General features: G+C 66.2%; 12 protein-coding genes. 5 read left to right on the top strand and 7 right to left on the bottom strand.

All coding sequences use genetic code 11. From position 1 onward, the window contains the following. Positions 1-7: 7 nt before the first annotated feature. The 3 genes from ACZYRU_RS23910 to ACZYRU_RS23900 form a co-directional block, all read right to left on the bottom strand. The gene (locus ACZYRU_RS23910) at positions 8-568 is read right to left on the bottom strand and encodes a nucleotidyltransferase family protein (RefSeq protein ID WP_488959606.1); all 561 of its coding nucleotides are present in this window, start codon (positions 566-568) and stop codon (positions 8-10) included. A 31-nt stretch (positions 569-599) separates the two neighbouring features. Further along, positions 600-1,283, bottom strand: a complete 684-nt coding sequence (locus ACZYRU_RS23905; RefSeq protein WP_488959605.1) for a DUF6226 family protein — start codon at positions 1,281-1,283, stop codon at positions 600-602. A gap of 73 nt (positions 1,284-1,356) precedes the next feature. Then, a complete protein-coding gene (locus ACZYRU_RS23900; RefSeq protein ID WP_488959604.1) occupies positions 1,357-1,683 on the bottom strand; it encodes a cupin domain-containing protein in 327 nt (108 codons plus the stop codon). Positions 1,684-1,785: 102 nt separating this feature from the next. On the opposite strand from ACZYRU_RS23900, the gene ACZYRU_RS23895 reads away from it, so the two are divergent. From ACZYRU_RS23895 to ACZYRU_RS23885, 3 genes are all read left to right on the top strand, one after another. After that, positions 1,786-3,264 carry a hypothetical protein gene (locus ACZYRU_RS23895; protein ID WP_488959603.1) on the top strand — a complete coding sequence of 493 codons (1,479 nt, stop codon included), beginning with the start codon at positions 1,786-1,788 and terminating at the stop codon, positions 3,262-3,264. A 400-nt stretch (positions 3,265-3,664) separates the two neighbouring features. Beyond that, positions 3,665-8,254 (top strand): hypothetical protein, encoded by a 4,590-nt coding sequence (locus ACZYRU_RS23890; protein ID WP_488959602.1) that lies wholly within the window; start codon positions 3,665-3,667, stop codon positions 8,252-8,254. A 197-nt stretch (positions 8,255-8,451) separates the two neighbouring features. Next, complete coding sequence (locus tag ACZYRU_RS23885) at positions 8,452-9,087, top strand: hypothetical protein (protein ID WP_488959601.1); 636 nt, start codon at positions 8,452-8,454, stop codon at positions 9,085-9,087. A 384-nt stretch (positions 9,088-9,471) separates the two neighbouring features. Here ACZYRU_RS23885 and ACZYRU_RS23880 read toward each other — a convergent pair whose 3' ends face one another. The 3 genes from ACZYRU_RS23880 to ACZYRU_RS23870 all read right to left on the bottom strand — a co-directional run bounded on the left by ACZYRU_RS23880 (position 9,472) and on the right by ACZYRU_RS23870 (position 16,491). Beyond that, the gene (locus tag ACZYRU_RS23880; RefSeq protein ID WP_488959600.1) at positions 9,472-9,936 is read right to left on the bottom strand and encodes a hypothetical protein; all 465 of its coding nucleotides are present in this window, start codon (positions 9,934-9,936) and stop codon (positions 9,472-9,474) included. A gap of 146 nt (positions 9,937-10,082) precedes the next feature. Continuing rightward, positions 10,083-10,643: a hypothetical protein gene (locus ACZYRU_RS23875; protein ID WP_488959599.1), complete on the bottom strand. Its 561-nt coding sequence runs from the start codon at positions 10,641-10,643 to the stop codon at positions 10,083-10,085. Between the two features lie 568 nt (positions 10,644-11,211). Then, a complete protein-coding gene (locus ACZYRU_RS23870) occupies positions 11,212-16,491 on the bottom strand; it encodes a sacsin N-terminal ATP-binding-like domain-containing protein (RefSeq protein ID WP_488959598.1) in 5,280 nt (1,759 codons plus the stop codon). A gap of 1,453 nt (positions 16,492-17,944) precedes the next feature. Here ACZYRU_RS23870 and ACZYRU_RS23865 point away from each other — a divergent pair. Next, entirely contained in the window at positions 17,945-18,868 is a 924-nt protein-coding gene (locus ACZYRU_RS23865) for a tyrosine-type recombinase/integrase (protein WP_488959597.1), read from the top strand. A 134-nt stretch (positions 18,869-19,002) separates the two neighbouring features. After that, a complete protein-coding gene (locus ACZYRU_RS23860) occupies positions 19,003-19,977 on the top strand; it encodes a hypothetical protein (RefSeq protein WP_488959596.1) in 975 nt (324 codons plus the stop codon). A 497-nt stretch (positions 19,978-20,474) separates the two neighbouring features. On the opposite strand, the gene ACZYRU_RS23855 is transcribed toward ACZYRU_RS23860, so the two are convergent. After that, the gene (locus tag ACZYRU_RS23855; RefSeq protein ID WP_488959595.1) at positions 20,475-21,221 is read right to left on the bottom strand and encodes a TIR domain-containing protein; all 747 of its coding nucleotides are present in this window, start codon (positions 21,219-21,221) and stop codon (positions 20,475-20,477) included. Between the last annotated feature and the right edge of the window lie 95 nt (positions 21,222-21,316).

Below are 21,316 nucleotides of genomic sequence, written 5' to 3'. Positions count from 1 at the left end.
CGGTCCATCATCGCCGGTCGACATCGGCGCCCGTCGCCAGGTCCCCGCACTCGACGAGCGCGACGTCGTGGGTCGCGAGGTAGGCGCGTGCGCCCTGGTCCCCCGCTGCGCTGGTGATCACGTCGGCCCAGTGGTCGCGGCCGATCAGGACGGGGTGACCCGGGCGGCCGTCGTACGACGCCCGGGCGAGTGCCTTGCCGCTGTCGGTGGCGGTCGCCAGCACTCGCGCCACCACCTCCGCGGTGACGTCCGGCAGGTCGACGAGGTGGACGAGGGCGGCGTCAGTGGCGGCGTCAAGGGCTTCGAGGCCGGTCGCGAGCGAGGCGCCCATCCCCGACGACCAGTCCTCGGAGCGGACCGTGCTGACGCCCGTGAGGCCGGCGAGAAGTGGCTCCGCCTCGTCTGCGGCGGCACCGAGCACGACCACGACCCGGTCGCACCCGCCGTCGCGAAGCACCTGCACGGACCGGGTCAGCCAGGGCGTGCCGTCGTCGTCACGGACCAGCGCCTTGGGCATGCCCATCCGGCGGCCCGAGCCGGCCGCGAGGAGGAGCCCCGTCACGTTCACGGCTCGACCCTGCCACACGGGCTCGGTCGGCTCAGGCCGGCGCCCACGGCGTACCGGCCCAGCGTCGTACGTCGGCCGGCACCGGACGAGAGGCATCGAGCCACGACGAGCGCGCCTCGCCGCTCGTGGACCAGCCGTCCGGGGTGCGAGTTGCGGTGTCCTCGCCCTGCCGGGCATGCACCACACCTCCGGCCGCGACGGCGAGGAACCACCGGTCCAGCTCCTCCAGCAGGTCCTCGGCCCCGGAGTCGCAGGCATCGCAACCGCAGAACGGCACCCTCGCCAGGAGCACCGCATCATCGGCGTCGCCACTGCAGATCCCCACATCCAGACCGAACCGCTCGCCGTCGACCTGGGTGTCGGCGACGAGGAGCCGCAGCCCGCCGGGAGCGACCGGGTCGATCCGGCGGACCCGGATGTGCCGGTCCGACGCCTTGTCCTCACCGAGCCACGGCGTGACCGCCACCTCGACCGCACGGGCGTGACCGGCCTGGGTCAAGGCGTCGATCCAGGCGTCCACGCGGCTGTCGAGGATGCGGTACTTGCTGACGTCAGTGACTCGCGAGTACTCCTCCTCGAGCGGCGAGGTCATGCCGGGATGCGGGTCGGGCCATCCCGGCGTGGCGGCCCCCGTCACGACGAACGCTCGATCGACGTCAGCGAGCAGCAGGCTCAGCCAGTTCGGCAGCCCTAGGTCGGCGTCGTACAGATCCACAGGCGAACCCTCCCTGACCGCCGCCCGCCAGGACAACCACGTTTCCTGCGGCGCTGACGTCGACGCCGGCGGGTCAGTTGGCCACGGTCAGCATCACAGCAGCATCACTGATCGCCTCGAGGTCGTGTCGCTGCGGCGGGATGACGAGGTGGTCGCCAGCCACACCGCGCCAGGTCTCGCCACCGGCATGCAGCGCGACCTCTCCCTCGAGCACCTGCAGCGTCGCCTCCTCTGGCGCATCGTGCTCGCCGAGCCGCTCCCCCGCCCGCAACGCGATCAAGGTCTGCCGCAACCGGTGCTCGCGGCCGCCGTACACGGTGACGGCGGCACGACCGCTGCTCGCCTCACGCGCGGCATCGAGCTGGTTCTCCGCCAACGAGGTCAGGTTCGTGGACTCCATGACGTGCTCCTCTCGGACATCACTTCACGGCGGATCGGGCCGCACCTCATACCTACCTCATCGGCGCGGGTTTGTGTCGGGGGTGCGTGATCGACTGTGGTCATGGACCTGGACCTGGGCGAGCTGGCAGCAGGAGAGCTGCTCGCGCGCGCCGAGGTCAACGTGCGTGAGCGGCGCCAGGCCGAGGTCGACCAGCTCCTGCTGGCGCTGGCGTGGTGCGACCGCAACAGCAACGACCCGCAGTCGGCCGCCAGCGCCGCACCGGCGTCGCGGGGCGGAGACCACCTGGTCCGGCTCGGTGGCGACGGCACACCACCGGTGGCCGAGCTGTGCATCGGTGAGCTGGCCATCGCCTTCCAGTCCGGCTACGTCAGCACCCACAACCTCGCCGCGGCGGCGCTGGACCTGCGCCACCGGTTGCCGGCGCTGTGGAGCCTGGTGCTCGACCTGCGGCTGCCGGTCTGGCTCGCGCGCAAGATCGCCGTGCTGGCCAGGGAGCTCGACCGCGATGCAGTGCGCCTGGTCGATGCCGCCGTCGCTGCCGCGGTGCAGGAGTCCCCCGGCCGGATCCTGCGGATCGCCGAGGCGAAGGTGATCGAAGCCGACCTGGCCGCCCATCAGGCCCGGGTCGCCGAGGACGCCCACAAGACCGGGTGCTGGCTCTCCAAGCCGCGTCCCGGCGACATCGTCGACCAGGTGGGAGGCGGCGAGGCCGCCACCCGCCGGTTCGCCGCGAAGCTGCCGGCCGGGGCCGCGGTCCAGCTGGATGCCGTCATCGACGACCTCGCCGATGCCCTCGAGGCGCACCAGGACCGTGCGTCGGGCGAGGAGCCCGCTACCCGGGCCCAGCTGCGAGCCCGGGCGTTGGCACTCCTCTCCGACCCGCACGCTGCCGCACGGTTCCTGGACGGCCTCGACGGCGCGACCGAGGACAGCCCGTCACCCGAGCCGCCGAAGAAGCCCGCCCGACGCCGCAAGGCGGTCATTCAGGTCCACATCTCGGCTCTCGCGCTCGCCGGCATCATTCCCGGCGTCGCCCGAGCCGAAGGCCTCGGCCCGTTCTTGCTCGAGCAGCTCGTCGAGCTCCTCGGCCGCCACGACATCACCGTGCAACCCGTGCTGGACCTCGCCGGAGTCACGAGCGTGAATGCCTACGAGCACCCCACCATCGCCCGCGAGCGCGCCCTCCAGCGGATGTGCGGTGACGTCTTCCCACATTCCGCCAACGCGGCCGGCGTCGGCGGCCGCTTGGACCTTGACCACCCCACTCCCTACATCCCACCTGCCCGCGGCGGCCCACCCGGCCAGACCGGCGACCGCAGCGCCGCTCCCCTGACCCGAAGACACCATCGGATCAAGACCCACGGCCACCTCCCCGACGGCGGAGGCGGCTACCAGGTGCGCCAACTCGGCCTCACCGCCTACCGCTGGATCACACCCCACGGCCTCGCCCGCATCGTCACCCCACGCGGCACGACCCGGGTCGAGCTGCTGCGCGCCCGCGATGGCACGGTGCTCGGCGAGTTCTGCCTCGACTCGCCTGTTGACCTGGACCACGCCGGACTCCCCTGCCCGGCGTGACGGGCGACGATGCTCTGGCGCGGCCAGGAACCGTCGGCCGGACACCGGGCTAGCGTCTTGTCGGCTTGGTCGCCGCGGTCAAACCACCCAGTTTGAAGCACCCGCCGCGCGGCGGCCGAACCCGTCCATAAGCGCCCGCGTGGCCGCAAGGCGGCGTCAGCGCGCCCCCTCAGCCGTGCGCAAAGAGCGGCGGCTATCGACGTGGCTGGGCCAGACGAAATCCGTCACAGTTGGTCGCAACGGCGGCGAACTCTGTTAGCCGGCGGCGGAACTCCGTCACCACGAAGCAGCGGGCAAGTCTCGCATCCTGATCCGGCCAGATCTTAACTCCGCCCTGTCCATCTCCTCGACCTACAACCCTGCAAGGGGACCACCGGAACGACGGAGCAGCCATCCAACCTTGGATCGCAAGCTACGGGTCACCGAGTTTTCGGCCAGCGACACGGCCCACGCCGTAATGTCGTTGCCAACACCACTCACCCGGAAAGGGGTCGGCTTGGAGGCGGACTTTCAGGTGATGGCCCACCGACTGTGCCGTATTCGTAGCAGCGATGACCTGGTCGAGGAACTCGCGCCTGTTGACGCACACGGATTTCTTGAACCATCCGGCCTCCTCATTCCACCGACCGGGCCACTAACACCCGGCGGACTCATCGCGCCCGAAGACATGAACGTCAGCGCGCTCGTGCTGCTTGGCGAGCCCGGCATCGGCAAGTCAACGGCCTTCGGGGGGCTGGTCGACAAAATGCCGCCGTACCAAATAGTTCGCGTGGACGGCGCCAGCATTACAGATGCCAGTTTCTTTGACGTGGTCGGCCGGCACTTGAAGACAGTCGTGGAGTCCGAGGCTTCCGAGCGTGAAGAGGGGGGTAGTTCAGAGGCTCCCCTCACAATCGTCATCGATCAACTCGACGAGAGTCCGATGATCCGACGCTTCGCGCAAGCCTTCGATCGCGCATGCAACTCAACAAGGATCAAAGGGCTCCGCGTGTACGTCGCCTGCCGAGCGGCGGACTACCCGAATGGCCTGACCTCCGTGCTGGCCAACACTTGCGGCGACTGCACAGTTGCTGATCTCGCGCCGCTCTCCAGACCTGAGGCGCAGCGACTTGCCGACAGCATTCCAGGCGTTGACGGCGCTGCGATGGTCGAAGCTGCCGTCAGTGCAGGGGCTGGCGCCCTGGCGAGTGTCCCCCTCACGCTCGGGCTCCTCACGCGAATATTCCTACGCGAGGGCGGCGCACTCGCCGGCAGTTCGATCGAGATCTTCGAGAAGGCCGTCGACCAGCTTCTCGGGCCTCACCCAAGGACCGCCCATCGGTCGACATCGAGCAGCCTGGACCAACGGCGGGCAATCGCCGGCCGCGCAGCTGCACTGCTCCTGCTGTCGGGCCGTCGCACGATATGGGCGGGAAGCCCATTACTTGACGGCCCGCAAGACATTCGAGAGGACGCGCTCGTAGGCGGTTCGGAGCAGGTCATCCACGGTTCTTTCGAGGTGACCCGCGAACACGTGCTCGAGACGCTCAACTCCGGGCTATTCGCCGCTCGCGGCATGAACCGCTCCGCATTCCGGCACGGATCCATCGCCGCCTACTTGGCCGCTCGCCACATTGCCGGCAAGAACATGGCCCGCCAGCAGCTCGAGAGTCTCTTCCTGGTAGCTGGCCCGGATGAAGTTCGAAGCATCCCAACGAACCTGAGGGAGACCGCCGCTTGGCTGGTCAGCATCTCCCCTGAGCAGGCTTCATGGTTGGCACACTCAGACCCCGGGAGCCTCGTCGCACATAGCCGCGTCGTCGATGTGCCAGCTGTAAAGGAGGCGATCGTTGACGCGCTGCTCGCGCGGGCACCCGAGATCGAGCTCGGTGAACTGCCATGGCGTCACAGTCGTTGGGAGTTGGCGCACCCCCGCCTCGGGGAGCAATTGAGCGAGGTCCTCGCACACGACGAGCAGCCTTACGACTGGGATACGCTCGCGCGCGTCCGACTCGCTGTCCGACTCGCCGAACAGACCCACGCAACGGACCTGCTGGAGCCGCTGATTCGCCTTGTAGAAAATGGGCGATGGGGTGCGCCCACGCGCGCGCAAGCGGCACGCGCGGCAATGCGGATTGCACCGGATGCAGCGGCGTTGCGGATGATCACCGTGCTTGAATCGCTCCGTCTCAGCGCGGATGCGTACATCGACGATCCCGATGACGAGCTCCTCGGCACTCTGCTCGACGCCCTCTATCCACGATTCCTTGGCCTCGAGCAGGTCCTTCCGCACATCCACCGTCGGCACAATCCAAACCTCTTTGGCATGTATATGGGCTTCCTGGTCGACTTCCCTAAGCGAATGCCCGAGGACGCAATAGACCAGGTGCTGGACTGGGCGGCCAGCCAGCGGTTCACTGACGATGACGAGATCGAGGTCGACCCGAAAGAGCCATCCGCGTCACGTTCGATGCGAGACCGCTCCGAGGTCCCGATCGACGTCGTCTACGGCGTGCTGGACCGGGCGACAACCGTCAGCGGTTCGATGGAGCACCTTGACCGCGTGGCCGCGGTTCTCCGGCCACTCCTATTCGACCATCGGCGCCCGCCTCTGCCGGTTGGCCTCACGCTGGTCGGTCCCTCCGGCGACCTGACTCCCGCCGTTCGGGACCTCTCCCGGCGTCTGGCCCTTTCGATCGCGAACCTCCAGGTCACACCTGACTATGCAATCGAACGCTCGGACGCGTGGGAGCTCGTCGGCGGATGGTCGTCTTCGCCGGCCTGGCGGTCGGACGCATACCTGCCGGAGGGTGCAACACGATCGAACCGAGCGTCACTTCTCGACGCTGAGGACTTTCGGTGGCTCTACGCCGCGATCACAGACCTGGCTGAACATGGCGCGACGCGCTTGGTTCACTTCCTAGGCGAGGTTGCCAACCAGTTGTTCGACCCACTGGACGACCCGCTAGTGCACTTTGTGTACGAGAACCAGTCCCATCCAGCATGGCCGGCACTCCGCTCGCGATTCGACCCCGTTCCCCTCGATAGCGAGTTCGCTCGCATGATGCGGCGCCATCACACAAGGCAATGCAAAGAGGACGACGCCAGGTCCGAGCAGGACGTTGAGGCAGTGGTCGACAACTTGGAGGCCCAACTCGATGCCGCTGTTGCAGGCGACACGGACGCCTTCTGGCGATTCAGTCACGCGTGCCAGGCCGATCCGCGGACTGGAACGGGCCGTCGCTCGTACGAGGACGACATCACATGCTTCCCGGGCTTCCAATCGCTCGGGCAAACCGCCCTGGAACGGTACCTCGCCGCGTCGCTCCATTACCTTACGCATGAAAACGACCACGGCGAGTCCTGGCTCGGGACCGACCGGTTCGACTGGCGAGCCTGGGCCGGCTACATCGCCCTGTCGACCCTCGAACGTGCCGAATCACTCGACAAGGTCCCGGCGCCCGCGTGGAATCACTGGGGCTCCGCGCTGCTCTGGTACCCGGCCTACGAGGAGGGCCCCCTCGAGCGTAAGAAGAGACTCCTCGCGCGATGCGCCGTGCACGCTGAGCGAATGCTCGCCGCCGCAATGGCCGCCTACACGGTGGGTGAAGTGAGTCGAGGAAGCGTTCCAGATCTACGAGGGATCCCGTTCGCGTCAGATGCTGTTCGAAACAAGGGCTTGGAGCTCCTCGACGTCCTCGAGACCTCCTGGCGAGACTTCCAACGTGAGGGTCCGAATTCGACGTTGCCGGAGGGCTTCGCTCAAGCGCTCTTGAACGGCTGGGGCGCCCTGGTGGAGGGGCTTGGAGGCGTTGTCCCCGCGGAGGTCAACACCCGCCTGCTGGAGCTCCTGCGTAGTCCCGAAGAGGCACTAGCGCCGCTGACCGCGCGAGCCACCGTCGCGATGTATGCCGCCGACCCGCCCGGAACTTGGCGCTCTCTGGTTACCACTCACCTCGTCGGCGGCGAGCAACTCGCCGAACTCGCCGGCTCGCTAGCTCACGCTCGGGGCGCCGACATGCTGGCGAGCCTAAGCGCATCCGAGCTCGCCGCCTCGTACGAACTACTCAGCCAGGTCTTGTCCCCGGAAGACGACCGTTACCTCTCTGGCGTTCATTGGGTCACCTCGGACGAGCAGGCGCGAGGATGGCGTGACGACCTGATCGGCCTCCTTGCCGCTCAGGGGACCGAGGACGCAGTACGGGAGCTGGTCCGCCTCGCCGCGATGCATCCCGAGAGGTTGGTGATTCGATCCGCACTGCTGCGGGCGCGCACTGCATTGTTCGCGACCGCCTGGATACCGCCGCTGCCAGAGGAAGTCGCTCGCCTCATGACGGATGCCGAGCGGCGGTTGGTCCGGTCCGATGAGGAACTATTGCAACTGGTGCTGCGCACACTCAGCACGATTGAACGGGAGTACCGCAGCCATGCCGACCTTCTCTGGGATCGTATCCCCAAGCGATTTCTCGCAGGCCGTCTCCACGAGGATGCGTGGCTGCCGAAGCCTGAAGCCGCCTTGTCGGGCTACCTTTCCCACGAACTTACGATCCGGCTACACGGCCGAGGGATGGCAGTGAACCGCGAGGTTCTTGTTCGACCCACAGACGCCTACGGTGCCGGCGAAAGGACCGACATCCTCGTCGAGGCGCTCACTGGATCGATCGGGCAGGACAACTTCCGACCGGCCCGCCTAGCGCTCGTCATCGAAGTGAAAGGTTCCTGGAACCGCGGCCTCATGACGGAGCAGCGAACGCAACTTGCCGAACGCTATCTACCTGAGGTCCAGGCTGGCGTTGGGATCTATTTGGTCGGATGGTTTCCGCCCGAACAGTGGGCGGCGATCCGCGAACCCGGCCGAGGTCGGGCGGCGGCCCTGCGGGCTGCCAAGCTCGATAAGGACTTGCGCGAACAAGCCGAGCAGATCAGGCAGGATTCGGGCCGTGTGGTCGTGCCCGTTCGCTTGGTCTTCGACCGGCCGACTCGAGCTCAGGTCGCTGGCGCAGATCGCTAGCAGGTTTGCGGACACGCGGCGCGCGTCATTCCGCCGCATGCCGCCGCATGACTTCCTCTTCTGGCGCAGGTACACGATCGACCGGCGTAAGTGGAGGAAGGCGATCATGTGGAGCGGTCGGCTCACCACGCTCACGTAGATTCATGTCAAACTCGGCCCCTTGATTCGAGGGCTCCACACTCGCGGAGGTGAACGCGATGTCCGACACCGCGTGGACGGCAACTCTCGGAGTCCTCGGGATCGTCGGTGCGATCGTGAGCGTCTGGCTCGGCGGTCAGATGAGTCGCAACCAGGCGCGGGAGCAGACAGCCGAAGCGCGGGATGCCAGGGTCCGTGAACTTGCCGTGGATGGGTACGCCGCGGCCGTTGAGTCGACACGTTGGCTGAGCATCCTTCATGTCGAGGACTCAGTTAACCCGAGGTTTGTTCAGGAGTACCAGCCGAAGACGGACGCGGCAGTCCCGCGCCTGCGCTACGCAGCGACCCAGTTCATTCAGGTCTCCGCCCTCAGCCACGGACCTGAGCTTTCCGATGCCGCCGGTCAGGCCGCTATGGCGCTCGCGCTACTCGATGAGGCGTGGCACGACGCTCAGGAGTACAGGCGACGTCTCGACGAATCGGATGGTGGCACCCGACCGCTCAGTCCGAAGATGTTGGAATTTAGCAAGCACCAGTTCGACAAGAATCACCAACTGCTTGCGACCGCTCGGGAGCGACTCACCGGCTTCGATGGGTCCGACCTTCCTGAACTGGAACTCGAAGGAGGAGGCATTCGCGAAGGCTCTCTCCTTCACCGCATCAGAACCCTCACCTCGGCCGCGAAGTTGGCGTAGGCGGCGCACGCCATCTGCGCGAGGCCCTCTTGCCCGCCTCCCTTTAGCCCGGGCATCTCAGCTGAGCGTCATCTCGCCGCGTGCGAAGCGCTGGACGTGATGATCCTGTGACTGGTGAGCATTGCTGGCGCCCTCTTCAACATGTTGGCGTTGGGGAAGGAACGCCGCAGGTGACGGCGCTGGTGCGACGTCACCTTCCTGCATATCAGCACGCACCGACTGAATTCGGGCGACACACCGGACTAAGGCCCGCGATGTACGTCCAAATCCGCCCAGCACTCATCCGTCGTCGCGAGTGCGGCATCGAGTAGGTGCGCCGACAACCCACAGAATCTGTTCGACAGCAACGTTGAACGATTTCGAATCCGGCGGCAACCACTCGAGTCACACGGAGCTGAGAACGTCGTACGGCACGTCGACAACGACGGTCCGTGACCATTCGTCGCGGCCTGCCCGTGCAACGACCTCGATGAGTTGCCGCTCCCTGTGGTGTTCCGACACCAGCTTGATGCCCCAGCACAGGCCCTCGTGCTCGACCACCTGGCCTTCTGTGTCGGACTCGGCGCGGGTCGAGTCAACGACGCCAGCGCTCTGGGCCCGGAACTGGAAGGCACAATCGTCAGGAAGCACCACAGTGACGCTATCCATCGCCTCGGCACTGATCAGCGACACCCACAGTTGGAAGTCTGACGATCCGTCATCCGAGTCCGTGATGCGCGCCTCAAACTCAGGTCGACGCTCCTGGTGCTGGCGACGGCGCTCGACGCGAGCGACCTGACCTGCATAGAAGGCGCTCAAGCCGGAAACCACCAATGCAATCACCGACACGACGAGCGCAGCACCATCCATGCGCGGAGACTATGCGCTCGAACGGACATCCCGAGGCGGCACACCGGGGTAGGGCGTCGTGCTTCGCGACGAGTCGCGCCGGGGACACCGCCTGCTATTCACGCCGGTCCCGCACAGCCGAACCGTGACGGTGTGGGAACTGAACCTCAGCGCACAATGATGCGTGGCGGAGGAGCGGGCAACTTCACATCATGAAGGTCCTTCCACTCATCGTCACCACGCCGCGCAGTGAGCTCCATCTTGACGCACCCGCCCTCCGGCGGTGTCGGCGTTCGAACACGGAGCGTGACTTCAAGCCCGCTTCGAAGGGCGACCAGCTCAGCTGTGTCGCCGCCCTGCGCTGCGCCTTCCTGACTATCGATGAACGTCAGCTTGCCTGCGTCGAGCGACCGGATCGCGACGGCGTCAATAGAAGCGACCGCCATCAGCCTGATCGTCAGCTTTCGCGGACCCGTCTCGCCGCGCTTCCTCGTTGCGATCGCGACCTCCCACACGGGCCTCAGCTCGTCGTGTCGCCGCTCGGCTTCGATCCGCGTTAGCTGCTCGTCTGCTTGTGCCGAGCGCTCTGCCGCGTCAACAGCCTTCTCAGCCGCCGCAGCGGCCCGCTCAGCAGCATGCGCCGATCGCCGAGACTGCCACCACGCTAGAGCTGACACGAGCAGGGCGAGTGCCGCGATGACAGCAGTGAGGATGTCCGACGCTTCCACGGGTCGCACCATCCCACAGACCAAGAGATTCGCACCAAGCTCGACACAACCGAGACGCTGCTCAAGCGCATCGACAGCCAGTGCGAAGAGCCAAAGCCGATGTCACGGCGGGGACGGCCGTGCCGGCGATCCAGCTCGGGGAAGAACTCCGCGACGAGAACGACCTCAATCGTCGATCCTCGTTGGGTCGCTTCAACGCGATGAGCGCTGCCGCGAGCACGGTTGTGCAGATCCAATCGAAGTCGCCCGCTGCGTCGACGTCCGTCGTCTCCCACCCGGCCTGTCCGAGAAGGCGCCCATCGAAGTGGCGCGACCGAACACGAACCTTCTGCACATCATCCCTGCGAAGCAGCTCGCCAGCCGCCGAGCTATGCGGGTACCTGTGTCGGGCGACCCGCACGAACAACGCCCTGATGCGGCCCCTCGGCATGTGCGTCACTTCGCGCTTGGGCGCAATGCCTTCGCGACTCACAGGCAACCGTCCTGGCCAGAGTCCCATTCGCCAGTCGCCCGTCCTGGGCAGCCGCGCACCCGTCGGCCAGGAGATCGCAGGAGTCGAGAGGTCGGGTCAGATATTGAAGCGCAGCCTCATGCTGTTGCCGTCCAAGCGAAAGAGCATGCGGGTATCGGGATGGAAGGGGTTCGGCAAGACCAGCACCCGAGGAGAAAGGGTCAGAGCCTCCTCGACGATCAGCAGGCGCCACTTGCGACCTCGACCATGGGCATGTTCTTGAGCGCATGCGACCTCGGTCTCGCCAAGCTCAATCATCCCGGCCTCACCCGTGGTGGCCTTGACCTCGTACATCACCGGGCCGTCTGCCCGCGGTACTGCGAAGTCGTAGCCAAGGTCGTCCCGCCCGGTGAGTCCCTCGAAAACCAAGGACACGTTGGTTGACTTCCAGCAGGTCTCGTCCACGGGGGCTGGGTCTTTCGCCCTCAGCCAATGGAAGGCGGTCAACTCGCCGGCCAAACCGACAGCCTCTCGTTGAGGATCCGACAGGCGCTTCGCGCGGCCGCCTCCGGTGGGCGGTCGCCCGTCGCCACCCGGTCGGCGACGCTGGCGACGCTCGCCCATCGCCTCTGGCATGAGGATCCGATAGGGGGTGTCCAGGCTCGTGGGATCAGTGCTGAGATGGTTGGTGATCCGCTCGACCAGGTTCCGCAGCGTGACGTCCAGGTCCATCACCTCGCCGTGAACGGTGACTTGGCGCTCCTGGCGAACCTTGGCTTCGCGGGCAGCCTCGCGCTCTGTCGCGACCTCATCGAGGTCGGTCTCGCTGAGACCCAGCGACGCGGGGTCGGCACTTACGGGCATCGACTCAGGCCAGAAGTCGAGTTTGGACAGCCATTGCAACAGCCTGTCGTCGTCGAGCTTGAGGAACTCAAGTGCCCCAGCTTCGCCGAGGAGCCTCATCGCCTCCTCGGCGAAGGCCTCGCCGCCGGCCCAGCGTTGATCGAGCCCGACGGTGCCACCGTTCTGCTTGCGAGACCAAGCCCGATGCAAGCGGCCGAGGAACTCCAACCGCTCGTGGAGCGGGTGCCCGTTCGACCGACGAACGTCGGCCCAGTCCTCGAGCGCCGCGTCGCCGCCTTCTGGAGGATTACCCCATCGATCTCGCATCAGCGCATCGATCCGCTCGTCGATGAGCGGTGCGCTGAGCACGTCGACACGGGTGCCCCACTCAGGATCTGGCGTGAGGAAGGCGAGATCCATGCTGGTCGGGATGTCCGGTTGCGCTGTGTAGGCGAGGAACAGGTCCAGTCGAGAGGAGCGTAGCCAGTCGAGCAGTTCTGTTCGCCGTTGGCTTCGGCGTAGGGCGAACTCCTCCTTCTGGGAAGACGAATAGTCGACGAGCCGGTGACCATGGAAGTGCGTGACCAGGGTGTCGTTGTAGGTCGCTAGGTCGATGGACATTGCCATCCGGAGCGCATCTGCATCGCTGGCGGCGGCGGCCCTTTCGATGAGGGTCTCGGCCTCCTTGTGGCCTCCGCAGATTCCGATCAACACATGTAGAAGATCGTCGCGGCTGGCGATGATCGCGTCCGTCAGTCGGATCATCGCCTCGGCGCCCCACAGAGTCGCCACGATGGGGAGCATCCGGGTGACCATGCCCGACACAACGCCAAAGAGATGGCCTTCGGTCTCTTCGACCTGTGCCGAGGAGATGTCGAGAACATCCGCAAGCTCGAGCGTGTCGGGGCGGTGCGGGGTCGCATCGGTGTCACCGCTGAGCCGATTGATGTTGAGCGAGATCTCCGCGATGAACCGGCCCTGACCGATCAGGTCTATCGCGGCTTCGGCCATTCCGCTCAAGTGCTTCCAGCGAAGAGCGCCGTCGGGCGTTTCGATCAGCAACGTCGGCAATGGACCTGGAACGGGCAGCGTTCCTCGCATCCGGCGTGGCAGCGCCTCGGGGCCCGCTGCGCTCGCGATACTGATGGACGAGCATCGGGAGACCCGCACTCGTCCGAGGTCCTCGATGTAGCGCTCCAGTTGCTTGCCGATGCGTTGTTGGCCCGATCGTGGGTACCTCATCGTGCAGGCCACGAGCAGCGGGAGCCAGGGGACCTCGTCGACGAGACGGGGATCGTTCTCGGACGCAGCCCAGGGGCGCCCGTCGGCCAGGACCTCGATGTCCCACTCCGAGGCGATCACTACGTCGTCAGCCCATATGGCGCGGAGTGCATCTCGCACCCGCTCGAGCAGGACTTCGTCGTTCGAGTCCACCGAGAGAATCGGCCAACCGAGCTCCCGAATCAGTTTCGACGCCGTCGCCTGATCGTTGGCGCCCATGACCACGACCTTCTCGGCACCGGCGAGGTCAGGGCTGATCAGTTCCAGTTGGCCGTTGCGCTCGACGAGCAGGCCGTCGGCCAAATCGGGCACATCGGCTTTGGCGTCGGCGCCCAGCTCCGTGCCGATGTCGCACCAGGCCTGCTCCAGCGCGGACCTCAGGTGATCGATCGCCACCTGTGACAGATCGCGACCTCCGAAGAGACCAGTGAGATGGTCGACCAATGCGTATGCGTCTGCCGGGTCGCCCCACACGCGCAGACCGCGACGCTCTAACGCTGTCCGCGCGGCAGGGATCGCGGCGAGAAGGCGCCGGCTTGAAGGCTCGAGCAAGGGTGAGTAGTTCGCCGCCATCTGGTCCTCGGCGCTGACGTACCAGGTGTCTTGGGGTGACCGGAAGGACTGGCCAGTACTCGCGCGGCCGATCGGCAGCCAGGCCTCACCGGCGACGAAGCAGGCCAACGCCGTGTCGCAGGACGTGGTCCAGCCATTCGGCAGTCGGCGCCTCCACGTGGAGGCCCACTGCTCGGGCTGAAGCCCAGGAAGCGTCCGGATGACGAGGGCCGCGTACTCCGCTCGCAGCCTTGCCGGCAAGGCCCCTATCTCTGCTTGTCCTGCGAACCAGCAGATGGGGTCGTCGGTGGTGAACTGCGTCTCTGGATGGTGGTGGTTCCCGGAGAGGTCGAGATGCTCATGCCATTGCTGGCGGACCTCGGCTGGCAGGTCCGCAGGGACGTCTGACCCACCGAGGAGGCGCGACGTCGTCAGAGTGCGACCCATGATCGAGCGAGGCTCTGCCGTCGTGAAGACCGGCAGGCGCACCTGGACCCCGAGGACCCTCAGGAACGCGACCCACCGCTCGGCATCGGGTTCGGCCTGGCTGCTCCTCGTCTCGAGCCTGCTGAAGGTCTCCGGGCCGGCTATGACGCGGCGGGCGACCTCCGCGAGCTCCGGCGTGTCCTCCGAGGCACCGTTGCGTAGGGCCGAGACGTGCGCAGCGCCGGACACGTTCCACGGTTCGCCGAAAAGCGCGTCGGATGCGTGGATCCATTCCCCGGCGAGAGTCGGTACCTGGAGGCGGGCCGAAACCAGGTCGCGCGCGTAGCGCTGTGGTTCTGCGCCCATCAGTCGAAAGGCGAAGCCCAGAGCGTCGGCCTTCACGCGTGACGAGGTTGCCGTCGTGAGGACGCGCCCGAGCATCCGGAGGAGGGGTTCGGTGCGGAACGGCTGAACGAGATGAGCATCCTCGAGGAAGGACCGCCCGTCGCGGTTCGGACCGTTCGGGTTCCAGTCGAGTTGGGAGTGCATGAACACAATGCGGTCCTCGAACGACTTCGGCACCATGACCTCGGGCCCCGACTCGACGCCGTTCGTGGCGAGCGCCTCGTCCGCGACGTCATCATCGACGTCCTGCTCGCCCGAGCGCCGTGGCGAGAAGAACACCGACCGCTGACGCCGACGCCTTCTGTCTCCAGCGCCGACCGTCTCCGCAGGTTCGTCGCAGGGGGCGAGCGTGTTCGCGGAAGTGAGCAAGATCTTGCGGCCCCGTAGAGCGACGCCGTCTGCATCGAATAGTGCCCCGAGATCGTCGTAGAAGCGTCCCCACGTCTCTACGTCGGCTTTCTCAGTCAGCAGAGCCGCCGCAATGGCTTCGACCCAGTCGGCAAGGACGTCTTGAGGCGCATCAAGTCCGGCATCTAACTCGTTAGCAAGCCTTACGAGGCTGGGCATCCGCCCCTGATCGATCGATTCCGGATCCAGAATCGGAGCATCGGTGGAGGTGCACACCCGCCTGGCATCGATGAAGGGGGTCAACCACTGCCAGGCGAAGCTCAAGCGAAGAGGTCGCCAGCGCCCGCCCTGGACGGGCAGGCAGAGGACGTCGGCCAAGTCTTCGTCGTTGAGGCGCTTGCATGCCGAACGCAGGTCGTCGAGCCGGTCTTCCCAGGCGAGCAGGTCAATGATGTGGTCAGGGTCGCTCCGCTGCTGCACGAGCAGATCCGCCTGATCGAGACACAGCGCAGCGATGGAATCGAGCATCAGGCGGTTGACCGGTTGCTCGTAGTCAAGGTCAACACGGGCGAAGTTGGTGACGAATGGGGCGTTCACGTGCCCGGACAGGGTCGACTTGGCAGCGGCTCCCATCGGCAGGAACGTGAATGCGCGTCCGTCGGTGACAGGGTGCTCTGAGCCAAGGGCAACCGAGACCTGAGCCTCTGACTTCCACTCCAACCACCGCTCGTCGAGGGCGCCCTCCTCGACTGACTCGCGCAGGGCCGCTCGCAGGCGCTCCTTCGGAACCTCAGCGCTGAAGACTTGATACACGTCATGCTCATCGAGGACGACGCGTACCGAGCCCGCGGCCGCAGGATCGGGATCAATCCTGCGGGTGAGCAGGCGCGGCTCCTGGTCGGCGCTCTCTTGAACGGAGAGCAGGCTGAGCCGTTCAAGGAACAACATGATCGGCGCCGCCGGATCGACGAGGCGTGTCATGCGGTCGCGAATCTCCTTACCTGCACGTTCGTCGTTGGCAGGTAGGCGAAGGACGGTGACGTATCCCTGCTCGCGGAACCGAAGTACGGAGTCCGGCGTTTCGGTTAGCGGCACAGTCAGCATGCTGAGCGAGAGGTTCGCAGCAACTTCGTCGGCAAGCGCAGTGTCCTCGTTGAGGTGCCCGACGAGGTCCTCCCTAGTCCCGAACCGGAACGAGAAGCCGCCGAAACCGGGATCATCCAGATCCTGGGCGCTGTACACCTCAGGCACGTCGCAGACCTGGAAGACACTCTTGAACCCGACGCCCTTATTTCCGATCCCGACGCCGATCTCCTTGTCGCTCTCGCCGAGCGACGCCATACGCTCGAAGTTGCTGCGGCTCAAGGGCCGCCCGCCGTTAGCTACGTAGAGGACGCCAAATCCCTCGCTGTCGTCGAAATGAACGGCAATTCGCCCATCGACGGTGCCTGCGGGATGCGCGTCATAGCCGTTCTGGATGAGCTCGTGGAGGAATCGCCCCCGGTACTCCTTGATGGTGTGAGCCACCATCTTCTTCACCATGCGGTAGATGCCGATATCGTCTTGCTGGACGCCGCGTACTACCCGTGTAGCTCGGTCTCGAATCACATCGGCGGGTAGTGACATGTCCCCGTGTCTATCTCAAGTCTTCTCAAAGCGGGCCAAAAGCAGATGAGCACTGGTAGATCTCAACCTCCTGGGCGCACATGGCCAACGCCTCGGATAGCCACTGCATCCTGCAGGACCCCGCTGCGGAGCTTGAGCGCCTGGAGGAGAGGATATGGGGGCGGTCTCCAGCAACTTCGAGCGAAGGGCGCTGGTCGAAGTCGTAGCGATCCACGGCAGGGACGCTGCTGAAGTCCTCCGGCCCGTCGTTGGCGCGCATCGGCATGCGCGAGCGCAGGCGCCTTCTAAAGCGCGTCCACGCCGCCCGTCTGAAGGCAAGGCGCCGGCCCCACCAGTGCGTCAGAGCCGCATCAGCAGTTAGACCTTCGGCTCCTCAATTAGCGTGCATCCACGTGGAGAGCGGGTTGCGGTCCCAAGCCGCTCCACTTCATTGGTCGGATCTCACCGAGGTACGGGTTGGGTGTCAGTGCCACCGCCTCGGAGCGTCTGACCGGCCAGGTCGAGTCGAGGACTAGCAAGGCGGGATTGCCGAGACCTGTGGCGGCCGCGGCATTCGTCAGTGCGGTGTCGCACACGTCCCTGAGTCGGGCAACCTGCTGCGCGGCAGCCTCGTCTAGTAGGCGCACCGGCATCGAGAGCGGTCTCCCTTCAGCGCCGCCGCCGCTCCGCTCAAGTGCGGCTGGAAGTCCTCTTTCGTACTCGAGTGCCGCATCCGCGAGCGCTTGGAACGCCGTCACCAACGCGCCGTGCGCCAACTCGCAGCGTCTTCCTGCGAGGGTTGAACGCGAGAGATACCCATCGGGCCACTGGAGACGCACGGCGTGGCTGCTGAGCCTACGAACGTTGTCGATCGCTTCGCGACGAAGACCGTAGAGATAGGTCACATGCCCGACTAGGACTTCTGGCACCTCGCCCATTCCCGAGGCAGGGAGTTGGTCGAGGATCTGCTCGACGTCGGCCACGCATCCGGCGAGCCTCCGATCGAGTCGTCGTTGCCTCTGCAGATCGAAGATGCACTGACTCAGGTGGCTCCGGTGCCGGACAGTCGTGCAGCACCACATGAGGACGAATCCGCCGAAGGTCAATAGGCCAAGCAACGATGCAATCGAGCTCATCAAGGATCCCCTTCCGGATGGATGCCGTGAATGTTCTCAGGTGCTACCGACAGAAGCTGTGGAATTTGGGTCGCCTGCGTTGTCGCAGGGACTGCAACGGTCCGAGCAGCATCACATCGCCGCCTGCGCGGCTTGGTGGCAGCCGACTCATCAACACCGTCGGGTGCCATTGCTGCGCGTAGCGTCGGTTCTCTGACCTCGTCGTGTCGACGGCGAGCACGGCAGGTCACCTCGGCATCGCCGCGGAGAACTCCATGACCAGCCAAGACGCACCTCGCGAGCTGATGCCGTTCCAGCCTGCCAACATGACGCCCGCGCAGCTTGCCGCCGTATCGTTCCTCGCCCGCTATTCCGGACCGACTCACCACCTGTACGCCTACCAGCTGCGCCGGTGGTTCGCCTGGTGCGAGACCAACGGGATCGACGCCTTGATCGGCGTGGAGCGTGCACACGTCGAGCTCTACATCCGCTCATTGACCGAAAGCGGCCTGATGGCCTCATCGGTGGTCACACTGCTGCATGGGGTACGCGGATACTTCCGCTTCGCCCACATCGACGGACTCACGCCGACCGACCCAGCGGTCTACGCCCGACTACCCGAGGTGCATCGCGATGAATCGCGTACCCAAGGGCTCGATCGGCTCGAGCTCATCCGATTCCTTCAGGTCGCTCAGACGATCACCGTCCATCACGGTGCACTCGCGTATCTCCTTGGCATCAACGCTCTGCGAGCCTCGGAGGCGGCGGCGGTCCGGATCGAGGACTACGCCGAGACGCTGCGCGGCCACCGTGTCCTGCGCCTAGTCGGCAAGGGCAACAAGCCCGCCACCATGCCCATCACTGTCCCGGTTCTTCGAGTGCTCGAGGCATGCCGAGGCGAGCGGAGCGCCGGACCGCTCATTCTGCGTCCGCTCACCGGCAAGCCGGTTGATCGCCGTGACGTCTATCGGATGGTCCAGCGCATCGCCCGGGCCGCAGCGATTCCGCGACACATCAGCCCTCACTCGCTGCGCCACGCCGCGATCACCAACGCCCTCGACGCTGGCGTCCCGCTGCGGGACGCCCAGATCCTCGCTCGGCACGCAGACCCGCGAACTACCGAGCACTACGACCGTGCCCGAGGAAACCTCGACCGCCACGGCGTCCACTTCCTCACCGCCTACGTCGCAGGCGTATAGCTTCCGCGGCACGCCGCCCAGAACGACTCACGAGTCGCCGACGGCAAATCCTGACGCAGGACGCAAGCACCCACGGTCTCCCACCCCGCGGAGCAGTCTGGATGGTCGCAGCCAGAGCCCCGGAGAATGGGGGCGTGGAACGGCAGATCGACTTCTCGCGCGAACGGCAGATGCTGTGCGGGACATGCGACCACCGATGGACGGTCGACCTCAACTGGATCGACCGCTGGAATCAAGGTCGGGAGACCTGCCCCGGCTGCGGCACGAACTGCGAGCACGAGCACTCGCCCCGGGTGACGGTCGACCCCAACGACGCAGCGCTCGACGCCAAGGAGGTCGCAAGGTTCGCCTGGTACCACACCAGCACGCAGCCGGACTGGCCGACGAAGGTCTATGACCCTGCCGCCGGACTGACTACGAGAACCCGCAAACTGATGGGTGGTGACGAGAGGGTCGCCGAGTGGGCGGCGCGTCAGCGGGCGAAGGCCCTCCACGTCGGCACCTACGAGGCAGCGATCCACAACATGCTGCGCCGGATCAGGGATCAGGCCGACCGCGGGAACCAGTTCCAGCTGTACCGAGTGCGCCTGAGGCCCTCGGTCGCAGTGCGGGCCGGCTGGCTGATCGATCCCAGCAACTTCGTCGGCGACGTGGTGCTGGCCGAGGTCTGCCCGCCAGGAGTCGACGTTGCTCGCTACCTCAACTATCACGAGGACCCCGGCGGGCTCTCCCTGGCGCTTGGGAAAGAAGCGATCGCGAGCGTCCAGCAGGTCGCCGTGCCGCTCACGGATGTCAGGGACAAAGACTGGGTTCGCGGTGCCGTCGCGACGCTCTTGGCTGCCTCGGACGCCGTCGTCTCGGCGACGGGCGGTCTCGGCCGCTTTATGCCACCGTCCTCGCCTCGAGCCACGCTGAGCCGCGAACTGGCGGGCGAGCTGGCCGAGCGTCTGCCGGTCAATCTCCGCGACCAGTTCGCCTCGGCGGTATCGTTCGCCGAAGGCGACGACCCGGAGCAATGGGCGACGCGGACGAGCTGCCTGTTCGACCTGATCGACGACCCGGGACGCGTAACAGCGGCGCTCAATCAGCAGGAGCATCGATCGACCTGAGTCATCGGGTGGCGTGTCGAAGTCCCGCTGCGGATGCGAGGCGACCGACGCAATTGTCCAGCACGGCTCCACTCTCGAGATGGATCGCCCCAACTTCGCCGACATGATTCGGTCCGGCCGTGCGGTGCAACGGCGGTCCTTGGGCGACCTCATTCCGGCACGGGCGGCCACTCGATGAGAAGCAGCACCATGGCTTACGAGCCGTTGAACCTCCGTGGCCCGCGCCGACTTGCGGATCCCGCGCCCACGCCCCACCTGGGGCGGTCCTGCCGAGGCTCGTAGAGTCTTCCGTATAACATGGCGGCGCTGCGGAACCGTCGAAGCCGGTACGTGTCAGCCTGGCGCTGACGTGGCGCGATGCCTAGGTGCTCGTCCAAGATGGGGAAGCGGCCGAGGCGCGGCGACCTTTCGGGGGCCCTCGGTAGAGCCCGAGTTGGAGCGCCGTCCCCCTGTTGCGCTAGGCCGCAAGGGCAGCCTGACAGGGGGACACGCCGTCTCTACAGAGGGGACGACTCGATCGGCCTACGGACTGCGCTGTTCACGCGCAACCCTGCGGCTCGCAGACGCGAAGCGAGCTTCCGGAGTTCAACGCGTGTCTCGGCCGTGGTGCCCTTCTGCAGCGAGAACGGATCGCCCTTGGGGCTGCGGAGCCGCAGCGTGGTGTCCGTGTTTGCCTTGACCGTCCAACCCTGTGCTCGGGCGTTGGCGCAAATCAGATCGATCTCGCGGTCGAGCACGTCACGCGCTGTTGTGTCGACAGTCGCTCCTGCTGCACCCGGTCGCGGGCGAGGCCCGTGCGCCTTGACCTGCTTCTCGATCTGGAGGACGGCAGTGTTGACGGCGCGCTGTACGTTGCCGTCGACCGGGGGCGAGTAAGACAGACGGGTCAGACCCTGCAAATCCGACGGCAGCCTCATCTCCCCGGTCGCGAGTAGGAACGTGCGCTCGCGCCCGAGCGCTCCGAGGCACATCCCGAACTCGAGAAGCACGTTGTCGCGAGCGGCCGGAGCCGAGACGCCCCGGCTTTCCACCACATCGTCGGGCGATGCAATCAGCAAGCCGTAATCGACACGGGCCAAGGTTCGTGTCAGAGAGTCGAGGGTGTACCCGCTCGCCTCGAAGACGTCCCGGTTCCACCGCTCGACATGGCACACCCGTGCCGCGTCGAGTTCCGCCTCTAGATTGCGGGCGATCTGGAGGCCCTCGGAGGACGAACCGATGAACAACAGTGGGCGCTCAGACACCGGTCCAGACTAGGACACCCACTGCCCCCGTCGGTCCCCACGCACCGTCCCCCATCCGGCGCCGCGTCGGCGGTGGCCGAGGCGACCAGCCGCCG

This window comes from Nocardioides sp. F233, from assembly GCF_057813895.1.
The sequence above is the reverse complement of the archived record's forward strand: the minus strand, read 5'-3'. Positions and strand labels throughout refer to the sequence as shown.

Coding starts and splice junctions, on each gene's coding strand:
- ACZYRU_RS23880 (WP_488959600.1), bottom strand. CDS start 9,936: ATGGATGGTGCTGCGCTCGTCGTGTCGGTGATTGCATTGGTGGTTTCC.
- ACZYRU_RS23865 (WP_488959597.1), top strand. CDS start 17,945: ATGACCAGCCAAGACGCACCTCGCGAGCTGATGCCGTTCCAGCCTGCC.
- ACZYRU_RS23900 (WP_488959604.1), bottom strand. CDS start 1,683: ATGGAGTCCACGAACCTGACCTCGTTGGCGGAGAACCAGCTCGATGCC.
- ACZYRU_RS23895 (WP_488959603.1), top strand. CDS start 1,786: ATGGACCTGGACCTGGGCGAGCTGGCAGCAGGAGAGCTGCTCGCGCGC.
- ACZYRU_RS23870 (WP_488959598.1), bottom strand. CDS start 16,491: ATGGTGAAGAAGATGGTGGCTCACACCATCAAGGAGTACCGGGGGCGA.
- ACZYRU_RS23885 (WP_488959601.1), top strand. CDS start 8,452: ATGTCCGACACCGCGTGGACGGCAACTCTCGGAGTCCTCGGGATCGTC.